Raw genomic sequence first — 9,685 nt, forward strand, 5'->3', positions numbered from 1 at the left:
CGAGGCTCTCGGGAAACAGGGCTGTTTGCGTCCGATCAGCCTCTCCGATGTATCGACCCATGGTTCTCTCCACGTCGTACGCCAGCAGCCGACATGATGCGGCCGTGCCGCGTTTTCACACAGCCTCGACGGTGTCCGGCCAGGCGTGCCAAGACAACGGCTCATCGCGCAATTGCACCTGTCGCTCATGGCCGGGCCGCTTTTCAGGCCGGTACCCACAGCGCCGGCAGGCCCGGCAGCTTGCGCAGCAGCCGCGCCAGGGAACCGTCGCCGACCAGCGTAGTGGCCCGCTCGATGTCGGGAGCCAGGTAGCGGTCCCGGTCCACCGAAGGACACGCATCGCGCAGCAGCGCATGCGCGGCCTCCAGGGCCGGTGAGCTGGCCAGCGGACGCAGGAACTCGATGCCCTGCGCGGCAGCCAGCAGCTCGATGCCCAGGATGTGCGCGGTGTTGGCGATCATCGGTTGCAGCCGGCGCGCCGCGAAGGTGGCCATGCTGACGTGGTCTTCCTGGTTGGCCGAGGTCGGCAGCGAGTCGACGCTGGCCGGATGCGCCAGCGACTTGTTCTCGCTGGCCAGCGAAGCGGCCGTCACGTGGGCGATCATGAAGCCGCTGTTGAGCCCGGCATCCGCCGTCAGGAACGGCGGCAGCCGCGACACGCCGGCGTCGATCAGCATGGCGATGCGGCGCTCGGCGATGGCCCCGACCTCGGCGATGGCCACCGCCATCGCGTCGCAGGCCAGCGCCACCGGCTCGGCATGAAAGTTCCCGCCGGACACCATCGCGCCGTCCTCGGGAAACACCAGCGGGTTGTCCGTCACCGCGTTGGCCTCGCGCACCAGCACCAGCGCCGCGTGGCGCAGCTGGTCCAGGCAGGCGCCCACCACCTGCGGCTGGCAGCGCAGGCAGTACGGGTCCTGCACGCGGTCGTCGCCGTCGCGGTGCGAGGCGCGGATGGCGCTGCCCTCCAGCAGCTTGCGGTAGTAGCGGGCCACATCGATCTGCCCGGGCTGGCCCCGCAGCAGGTGGATGCGCGGGTCGAAGGGCCCGTCGCTGCCGCGTGCGGCGTCCACGGTCAGCGCCCCCACGACCAGCGCCGCCTCCAGCACCGGCTCGAAGCTCAGCAGCGCATGCAGCGCCAGCGCGGTGGAGGTTTGCGTGCCGTTGATCAGCGCCAGCCCCTCCTTGGCATGCAGCGCCAGCGGCTCGATGCCGGCCTCGCGCAGCACCGGCAGCGCCGGGACGCGCCGGCCGTCCACCAGCATCTCGCCCTCGCCCATCAGCGCCAGCGTCATGTGCGCCAGCGGCGCCAGGTCGCCCGAGGCGCCCACCGAGCCCTGGCTCGGCACGTAGGGAACGAGGCCGGCGTTGTGGACCTGCAGCAGCAGCTCGATCACCTCCGGCCGCACACCCGAGTAGCCGCGCGCCAGGCTCGCGGCCTTGAGCGCGAGCATCAGCCGCGCGATTGGAGGCGCCAGCGGCTCGCCCACGCCGACGCTGTGCGAGCGGATCAGGTTGCGCTGCAGGGTGTCCAGGTCCTGCGGGCTGATGCGCGTGGACGCCAGCTTGCCGAAGCCGGTGTTGACGCCGTAGACGGGCGCGTCACCCTCGGCCGCGCGTCGCACCACGGCCGCGCCCTGCTCGATGGCGTCGCGGGTGGCGGCGTGGAGCACCAGCGACACGCCACCGGCGTGGATGGTTTGCAGGTCGGCCAGCGTCAGTGCGCCGGCCTTGAGTTCCAGGGTTTGCATGTGCGGGTTTCCGGTGGGAGTCATGGGGTCTGAATGCCAGGCGCGCGGGGACGGCGCCCCGGAAGTCACTGTCCGGGTTGGTCGAAGCAGCGCCCGCCCTGCGGTGGCCGGGGCGCCCGCGGCACGCCGGCGTTGACGACGCCGACGCAGGGGTTGAAGCCGAGCGCGCAGCTCAAATCCGCGGGCCGGTCGATGGCCCACAGCGCGAAGTCCGCCACCTTGCCCGGCTCCAGCGTGCCGAGCTGCCCGCTCAGCCCCAGGGCCGCCGCCGCATGGCGCGTGGTGCCGGCCAGCGCCTCCTGCGGCGTGAGGCGGAACAGGGTGCAGGCCAGGTTCATGGCGGCCAGCAGCGAGGGCATTGGCGAGGTGCCGGGGTTGCAGTCGGTCGCCACCGCCATCGGCACGCCGGCGTCGCGCAGCGCCTGCAATGGCGGCAGCCGGGTCTCGCGCAGGAAGTAGTAGGCACCCGGCAGCAGCACCGCCACCGTGCCGGCTGCGGCCAGCGCCTGCACGCCCTGCGGTGACAGCCACTCCAGGTGATCGGCCGAGAGCCCGCCGTGGCGGGCCACGAGCTGGGAGCCCTGCTGATCCGAGAGCTGCTCGGCATGCAGCTTCACCGGCAGCTGCAGCCGCCGCGCCGCGTCGAAGACGCGCTCGACCTGCGCCCGGGTGAAGCCAATGGTTTCGCAAAAGGCATCGACCGCATCGGCCAGGCCTTCCGCCGCCAGTGCCGGCAGCACCTCCTCGCACACCCGCGTCACGTAGTCGTCGGTGCGGCCAGCGAATTCCGGCGGCACCGCATGCGCACCGAGGTACGTGGTGCGCACGCGCACCGGCTCGGCGCGCCCGATCTCGCGCGCCACGCGCAGCATGCGGGCCTCGGTGTCCAGATCGAGGCCATAGCCGGACTTGATCTCCAGCGTGGTCACGCCCTCGGCCAGCAGTGTCGCCACGCGCGGCAGCGAGGCCGCCAGCAGGGTCTCGAAAGTAGCCGCGCGCGTGGCACGCACGGTGGACCGGATGCCGCCGCCCCGGCGCGCGATCTCCTCGTAGGACACGCCCTGCAGCCGTGCCTCGAACTCGTCGCTGCGGTTGCCGGCGTAGACGATGTGCGTGTGGCAGTCGATCAGGCCGGGTGTGACCCAGCAGCCCTGGCCGTCGTGCTCGATGGCGGCTTGGGCGCCGGCAGGCAGCTCGCGCATGCTCCCCAGCCAGGCGATGCGGCCGTCACGCACCGCCAGCGCCGCGTCGCGCAGCTCGCCGTAGCCGGCCGCGGCCGGCGCCAGCGTGGCGAGATGGACATGGGTCCACAAGGCATCCCAGGTGTGGTTCATGCAAGGGCTCCTGCCAGGGCAGCCCCGGCCGTCTGCGCCTGTTGCCGGCGCTGCGCCAGCCGTCCCACCAGCCGCGCCGCCACGCGGGCGGTCTGGCCGTCGATGTCCAGGCGCGGATTGAGCTCGGCCACGTCGGCCAGCCGCAGCTTGCCGCTGGCAGCGACGCGATCGATCAAAGCCTCCACCACCACCAGCGGCACGCCGAGCGCTGCCGGCGCGCTCACGCCCGGCGCCACGGCTGCTGGCAGCACGTCCAGGCAAATGGTGAGGTAGACCTGGTCCACGCCGGCCAGGAAGCGCTCCAGCAGCGCCAGCGTCCGCGGCAGCCGCGTCTCACCCATGTCCTCGTCGCGCAGCCAGGTCACGCCCAGCCGGCGCGCGCGCTCGAACAGCGCCGGCGTGTTGGCGAACTCGCTCACGCCCAGGCAGCAGTAGTGGAACGGCCAGCCGCGCACGGCGCAGTCCTCGGCGATCTGGCGGAACGGCGTGCCGGAACTGGCGCGCTGGGCGAGGCGCAGGTCCAGGTGCGCATCCAGGTTGATGATGCCGACGCGCGGCGCCGGATGCCGGCGTGCCAGGTGGCGCGCCAGCCCGCCGAAGGAGCCGAAGGCCATCTCATGCCCGCCGCCGAGGACGATGGGGAACAGGCCGCGCTCCAGCAACCCGCACAGCAGGCCGGACAAGCGGGCCTGCGCGTGTTCCAGCGCATCGCCCTCGCACACCACGTCGCCCGCGTCGGACAGCTGTGCCTGCCCGTGCACGGGCAGGTTCGCCAGCATCGCGCGCAGCGCCCTCGGGCCCTCGCGCGCGCCGACGCGCCCCTGGTTGCGCGCCACGCCCGCGTCGCAGGCAAAGCCGGTCAGCACCACGCCTTGCGACGTCGGGGACAGCGGCTGCACCAGCTGGTGCCAGCGCCGGCCGAGCTCGCCCTCCTCGGCATCCACGCGGCCGTGCCAGCAGTCCATGGGCGGATCGATGACTCTCATGTCCCGCCCGCCTTCAGCGCAGCATCGGCAGCTTCAGGCCGTGCTTCTTCGCTGTCTCGATGGCCAACTCGTAGCCGGCATCGGCATGGCGCATCACGCCCGAGGCACAGTCGTTGACGAGCACGCGCGCCAGGCGCTTTTCGGCCGCCTCGCTGCCGTCGGCCACGATCACCATGCCCGCGTGCTGCGAGTAGCCCATGCCAACCCCGCCGCCATGGTGCAGCGACACCCAGGTGGCGCCGCCCGCGGTGTTGAGCAGCGCATTGAGCAGCGGCCAGTCGGACACCGCATCGGTGCCGTCGCGCATCGCCTCGGTCTCGCGGTTCGGGCTGGCCACCGAACCGGTGTCGAGGTGGTCGCGGCCGATGACGATGGGCGCCTTCAGCTCGCCGCGGCGCACCATCTCGTTGAAGGCCAAGCCCGCCACATGGCGCTCGCCCAATCCCAGCCAGCAGATGCGCGCGGGCAAGCCCTGGAAGGCGATGCGCTCGCCCGCCATGTCCAGCCAGCGGTGCACCTTGGCGTTACCGGGGAACAGTTCCTTGAGCCTGGCGTCGGTCCTGCGGATGTCCTCCGGGTCGCCCGACAGCGCCACCCAGCGGAACGGCCCCTTGCCCTCGCAGAACAGCGGCCGGATGTAGGCGGGCACGAAGCCGGGGAAGTCGAAGGCGTTCTTGACGCCCTGGTCGAAGGCGACCTGGCGGATGTTGTTGCCGTAGTCCACGGTCGGCACGCCCATGGCGTGGAAGTCCAGCATCGCCTGCACGTGCCGGGCGCAGGAGCGCGCGGCCGCCTCGGTGAGCTGCGCATGCCGGGCCGGGTCCTGCTGCGCCTGCTGCCAGTCGGCCACGCTCCAGCCCAGGGGCAGGTAGCCGTTGACCAGGTCGTGCGCCGAGGTCTGGTCGGTGACCAGATCGGGCCGGAGGCCGCCGGCGCGGGCGCGCCTGGCCAACTCCGGCAACAGCTCGGCCGCGTTGCCCAGCAGGCCGACGGAGACGGCGCGCTTCTCCGCCGTGTAGCGGGCCATGCGCGCCAGCGCGTCGTCGAGGTCACTGGCCTGCTCGTCGAGGTAGCGCGAGCGCAGGCGGAAGTCGATGCGGCTCTGCTGGCACTCGATGGTCACCGAGGCCGCGCCGGCAAAGCTGGCCGCCAGCGGCTGCGCCCCGCCCATGCCGCCCAGGCCGGCGGTGAGAATCCAGCGCCCGGCCAGGCTGCCGCCGTAGTGCTGGCGCGCGGCCTCGGCGAAGGTTTCGTAGGTGCCCTGCACGATGCCCTGGCTGCCGATGTAGATCCAGCTGCCGGCCGTCATCTGGCCGTACATGAACAGGCCCTTGCGGTCCAGCTCGTTGAACTGCTCCCAGTTCGCCCACTTGGGCACCAGGTTGGAGTTGGCGATCAGCACCCGCGGCGCGTCGGGATGGGTCTTGAACACGCCCACCGGCTTGCCCGACTGCACCAGCAGCGACTCGTCGTCCCCCAGCTCGCGCAGCGACTGCAGGATCTGGTCGAAACAGGCCCAGTCGCGCGCCGCGCGCCCGATGCCGCCGTAGACCACCAGGTGCTTCGGGTTCTCGGCCACCTCGGGGTCGAGGTTGTTCTGCAGCATCCGGTACGCCGCCTCGGTAAGCCAGCTCCTGCAGTGCAGCGTGCCGCCGCGCGGCGCGCGGATCTGGCGCGAGGCGTCGTAGCGGGGGTCCTGGTCCAACGATGGGACGGGGCTCATGGCGGTCTCCTTGGGCGGCGGTTCAGTGAGGGCGCGGCGCTGCAAGCAATGAGCAGCAAGCAGATAGACAATTTAGCCGGTTTAGATTTGATTTGTCTATACAACTATAGTCCCAATGCAGCGAAGTCGAAAAGACATCAGCCGGCCCACGGGCTCGGTGCAAACCCTGAATGGAGCCCCCATGGACCACGCAATCCCGCGCGAACAAGAGCCGGCGTTCAAGCGCATCAAGCGCCACATCCTGGAGCGCATCCACGCCGGGGAGTGGAAGGAAGGCGATGCCATCCCAGGTGAGCAGGCGCTGGCGGCGGAGTTCGCGGTCTCGCGCATGACGGCCAACCGCGCGCTGCGCGAGCTCACCGACGAGCAGGTGCTCATCCGCGTGCAGGGCTCGGGCACCTTCGTGGCGCAGCAGAAGTACCAGGCGACGCTGGTGGAGATCCGCAACATCGCGGACGAGATCGCCGCGCGCGGGCATGCGCACCGCTGCGAGCTGCACCGGCTCGAGCGCGTCAAGGCCACGGACGGCCTGGCGGCGCAGTTCGAGCTGCGCGAGGGCAGCCCGCTGTTCCACTCGGTGGTCGTGCACTTCGAGAACGAGGTGCCGATCCAGGTCGAGGACCGCTGCGTCAACCCAGCGCTGGCGCCGGACTACATGCAGCTGGACTTCGGAAAGACCACGGCCAACGAGTACCTGATGCGCGTGGCGCCGCTGCAAGGCGTGCGCTACCGCATCGAGGCGCTGATGCCGCCGCCCGACATCGCCGACATGCTGCGCATCGACGTGCACCAGCCCTGCCTGGTGCTGCGGCGCAAGACGCTGTCGATGGGGCAGGTGGCCTCCACGGCCACGCTGTGGCACCCGGCCAACCGTTACCAGTTCGCGGGCGAGTTCTGAGCGGGGAAGCGAGGCGGCCGCGGCTGGCGCGGCTCGGGGACGAGAGGATGTCCCCGGTGAGCCCGTTGGGCTCGCAACCAAGGCGCGAAAGTTGGCGCCGTGTTGCTGAAAAGCAGCCGGGGGCCATGCGACCCCCGGGCTGGTCAGAGATGGAAAAGAAGCCTGGCGGCTCAGCCGCCGCGGGTCTTGTCCAGCAGCGCCTTGCGGGCTTGCGCCAGCTGCTCAACGGCGCTGACCACGGCCTGCGACGCGCTCTTGTAGCCGGCGACCACCGGTGCCAGCGAATCCTTGGCGGCGCTGTCCTGCAGCGCGGCGTCCAGCAGCTGGGCGCTCTGGGCATCGAGCAGCTTCACGGCCTTGACCATGAACTCGTCAGCCTGCTCCGTGGCTTGGACCAGACCGGCCATGACGGCGTTGGGATCGGAAGCGGCTGCGGGATTGGCGGCCAGGGGGGCCTGGAACAGCTTGGCCTGCTGCTGGAAAAAGGCCGTGCTCAACTCGCCCCACTGTTTGGCGGCTTCCTGAGCCTGGGTAATGAAAGCGTTCATGCGGTCCTCCAGAATCAACATGTTGCGGCAAGTCCATTGTGACAGAGCCCAACCGTGCTCAATGTCGTGACGGCACAACTGCCGTCCACGCCCGCCGGAGCCCATCCGGCCTCAACGCGCACCCGGGCATCGCCCGGGTGTTCCCGTACGCTCCTCCGGCTTGGCAGCAGCCCGGCCGCCCCATGGAGCGGTTGCGGCATCGACTTCCTGTCGGGCAGGCCGAGCCACCGCGATGATCACCGATTGTTTCAACGGCTTGCCGAGGCGGGCCGGCCCGGCACCGCCATCCCGGGTCAACATCGGGCGCATCGGGGCGACAATCCGGAGTCCAACCGCCTGCGGCCATGCGCGCCGGCGGGACCGGAAACATGTGAAAGAAAGTCGAGGGATGCCAATGCTGAAGAAGGGCCTGTCACTCGTCACGAACCTGGTGCGTGAGCGCTTCGGGACGCCGCACAAGCTGCGCCCCTTCCTGGACGAAAACGCCCGGAAGCTGCAGGTTTCGCTCGATGCCGTGCCGGGCCCGATCGCGGCGGCGAGCATGCCGCGCTGGCACGAATGGGGTGAGGCCTTGCGCAGCGGCAGCGTGGCCTTCAAGGCCGGCGAGTTGCTGGGCTGGAGGACGCAGCGCAACTTCGGCTACCACAGCTACCGCGTCGTGCTGCCGGAGCTGGCGCGCTTCGGCAGCTGCATCCGGCTTCCCGACTGGCGCTGCGACATCCAGGACGTGGAAGGGCTGCAGGCCTCGAAGGCCGAGCTGGCCCGCTACGACTCCCTGGACGCCCTGGCGCTGCAGGGTTCGCCGCAGCTGGTGGACGAGATCTCCAGCGCCCGGCTCAACACCCTGCTCGCCCGTCGCGAGATCCGCACCCTGCGCCGGCAGCAGTCCAGCGACCACTTCGCGCGCTTTCTCTGGGACGGCCGGGTCTTCCTCATCAACAGCGGCGCCTCGCGCCAGTTCGCCGCGGCGCGCCTCGTCGCCGCGCGCCTGGGCCAGAAGGTGCCGCTGTGCGGCGAGCTGCGGGTCTATTCCATCGAGCCGCCGGCCGTGAACAACCTGCGCCGCGACTTCGAGCTGTTCGCCGTGTCCTGCCGCGACGTCGTCGCCAACGTCCGCTTCCACGAAGCGCTGCGCGGATCGCGCATTCCTTATCTCAGCAAGCGCATGCCCGCGCCGGGGACTGACGCGGAAGTGATCTTTCTGCCCCGCGCCGACCGGCGCTCCATGGCCGCCGCGGCGGAGCTGCGCGCAGCCGGCTACCCGGACGTGGGCAAGCTCCTGTCCGCCCTGCTCCTGCGCCAGCACATGAACTCGGTGCGCCTGGGCCAGGGCCCGCAGGCCGAAGCGGCCTGATCGCCACCCGGCAACGGCACGTTGGGGTCGGGTTCAGGACGATGACGCCGGTCCGGCCTGCGGCGGCCTGACCGCCGGCACCCCGCCCAGGAACAGGTCGGCCACGACCGGCGCCATGGCGGCATGGTCCAACGCACCGTCCGGGCGCAGCCAGGTGAACATCCAGTTGATCATGCCGAACAGCAGCATCGTCAGCGGCTTGGTGAGGCTGGCCGCGGCCAGCTCCGGCCGCATCTGGCTGATGACCTGGGCGAAGCGCTCCACCAGCCGGCGCTCCATCACCAGCACGCGCTCGCGGTCGGCGTCCTCCAGGAAGCGCACGTCCTCGGTCAGCACGCGGTGCGCGTCCTGGGCGTGCGAATACTCCTCGACGAAGCGCCGGATCAGCTCGCGGATGCGCGCCTCGGGCTTCAGCGGCTCGTCCGCCACCTCGTCCACCAGCATCTCCAGCCGCTTCACATGCCCCTCGGCGATGTTCACCAGCAGGGCGTACTTGTCCCGGAAGTAATGGTAGAGCGTCGCCTTGGACAGCCCGGAGGCCTCGGCGACCTGGTTCATGGACGTGGCCGGAAAACCGCGCTGCGCGAACAGACGCGCCGCGTGCGCCAGGATCGCCTCGCGCTGCTCTTCATACCCGGATGTGCGGATGCGGACCATGGATCTTCTTTCCCGTCAATCGCTTCTGGAGCGCAAAAAGCCGCCATCTTGCAGCAGGCGGCCGCGCGCCCGCCGGCACGCCTGGTGCCGAAGCACCACGGCACGGGCGGCGAAGATCCATGGCGCCGCAGCAGGCTGCCTTACCGGGTGCGCCGGTCGATGACACGGCGCGCCTTGCCGGTGAGGGTGCGCTCGATGGAGTCCGGCACCAGAACCTCCACGCGCGTGCTGATGCCCACCAGCGTCTTGATGCGGTGCTGCACCCACTTGGCGATCTCCTCCACCGCCGCCGGCGCCATCACGCCCGGCGCGGGCTGCAGCTCGCAGCGCACCTGCACCTCGTCGAGCAGCCCCTCGCGCATCACCTGCAGCTGGTACTGGCCCGAGAGCTGCGGGTGCTGCAGCACGATCTCCTCGATCTGGGTCGGGAAGAC

General features: G+C 70.7%; 8 protein-coding genes and 1 pseudogene. 2 read left to right on the forward strand and 7 right to left on the reverse strand.

Annotation, left to right across the window (positions count from 1 at the left end):
- Window positions 1-203: 203 nt before the first annotated feature.
- From hutH to hutU, 4 genes are all read right to left on the reverse strand, one after another.
- Window positions 204-1,751: a histidine ammonia-lyase gene (hutH, locus tag HHL10_RS29495; protein ID WP_169164005.1), complete on the reverse strand. Its 1,548-nt coding sequence runs from the start codon at window positions 1,749-1,751 to the stop codon at window positions 204-206.
- 65 nt (window positions 1,752-1,816) lie between these two features.
- A complete protein-coding gene (hutI, locus tag HHL10_RS29500) occupies window positions 1,817-3,085 on the reverse strand; it encodes an imidazolonepropionase (RefSeq protein WP_169164006.1) in 1,269 nt (422 codons plus the stop codon).
- Window positions 3,082-4,071, reverse strand: coding sequence for a formimidoylglutamase (hutG, locus tag HHL10_RS29505; RefSeq protein WP_169164007.1), 990 nt, complete (start codon window positions 4,069-4,071; stop codon window positions 3,082-3,084). The genes hutI and hutG overlap by 4 nt, the downstream gene beginning before the upstream one ends.
- Window positions 4,072-4,084: 13 nt before the next feature.
- Window positions 4,085-5,794 carry a urocanate hydratase gene (gene hutU, locus HHL10_RS29510; protein WP_169164008.1) on the reverse strand — a complete coding sequence of 570 codons (1,710 nt, stop codon included), beginning with the start codon at window positions 5,792-5,794 and terminating at the stop codon, window positions 4,085-4,087.
- Window positions 5,795-5,975: 181 nt separating this feature from the next.
- Here hutU and hutC point away from each other — a divergent pair, with 181 nt between their 5' ends.
- On the forward strand, window positions 5,976-6,692 hold the full coding sequence (gene hutC / locus HHL10_RS29515; RefSeq protein ID WP_169164009.1) for a histidine utilization transcriptional repressor HutC: 717 nt from the start codon (window positions 5,976-5,978) through the stop codon (window positions 6,690-6,692).
- Window positions 6,693-6,862: 170 nt separating this feature from the next.
- Here hutC and HHL10_RS29520 read toward each other — a convergent pair whose 3' ends face one another.
- On the reverse strand, window positions 6,863-7,240 hold the full coding sequence (locus HHL10_RS29520) for a hypothetical protein (protein WP_169164010.1): 378 nt from the start codon (window positions 7,238-7,240) through the stop codon (window positions 6,863-6,865).
- A 388-nt stretch (window positions 7,241-7,628) separates the two neighbouring features.
- Here HHL10_RS29520 and HHL10_RS29525 point away from each other — a divergent pair, with 388 nt between their 5' ends.
- Window positions 7,629-8,594 (forward strand): DUF6685 family protein, encoded by a 966-nt coding sequence (locus HHL10_RS29525; RefSeq protein WP_169164011.1) that lies wholly within the window; start codon window positions 7,629-7,631, stop codon window positions 8,592-8,594.
- 33 nt (window positions 8,595-8,627) lie between these two features.
- Here the strand turns inward: HHL10_RS29525 and HHL10_RS29530 are convergent, their stop codons facing one another.
- Window positions 8,628-9,251, reverse strand: a complete 624-nt coding sequence (locus HHL10_RS29530; RefSeq protein ID WP_169164012.1) for a TetR/AcrR family transcriptional regulator — start codon at window positions 9,249-9,251, stop codon at window positions 8,628-8,630.
- A 140-nt stretch (window positions 9,252-9,391) separates the two neighbouring features.
- Window positions 9,392-9,685, reverse strand: a pseudogene (locus tag HHL10_RS29535) (phenylacetate--CoA ligase); the annotation flags it as partial.

Source organism: Azohydromonas caseinilytica (assembly GCF_012927045.1).
In the GTDB taxonomy this organism is placed as follows: Bacteria; Pseudomonadota; Gammaproteobacteria; order Burkholderiales; family Burkholderiaceae_C; genus Azohydromonas; species Azohydromonas caseinilytica.

What these genes read in the sequence shown, in the direction of transcription:
- hutU (WP_169164008.1), bottom strand. Translation starts at nt 5,794, where the DNA reads ATGAGCCCCGTCCCATCGTTGGACCAGGACCCCCGCTACGACGCCTCG.
- hutC (WP_169164009.1), top strand. Translation starts at nt 5,976, where the DNA reads ATGGACCACGCAATCCCGCGCGAACAAGAGCCGGCGTTCAAGCGCATC.
- hutG (WP_169164007.1), bottom strand. Translation starts at nt 4,071, where the DNA reads ATGAGAGTCATCGATCCGCCCATGGACTGCTGGCACGGCCGCGTGGAT.
- HHL10_RS29525 (WP_169164011.1), top strand. Translation starts at nt 7,629, where the DNA reads ATGCCAATGCTGAAGAAGGGCCTGTCACTCGTCACGAACCTGGTGCGT.
- hutI (WP_169164006.1), bottom strand. Translation starts at nt 3,085, where the DNA reads ATGAACCACACCTGGGATGCCTTGTGGACCCATGTCCATCTCGCCACG.
- HHL10_RS29520 (WP_169164010.1), bottom strand. Translation starts at nt 7,240, where the DNA reads ATGAACGCTTTCATTACCCAGGCTCAGGAAGCCGCCAAACAGTGGGGC.
- hutH (WP_169164005.1), bottom strand. Translation starts at nt 1,751, where the DNA reads ATGCAAACCCTGGAACTCAAGGCCGGCGCACTGACGCTGGCCGACCTG.
- HHL10_RS29530 (WP_169164012.1), bottom strand. Translation starts at nt 9,251, where the DNA reads ATGGTCCGCATCCGCACATCCGGGTATGAAGAGCAGCGCGAGGCGATC.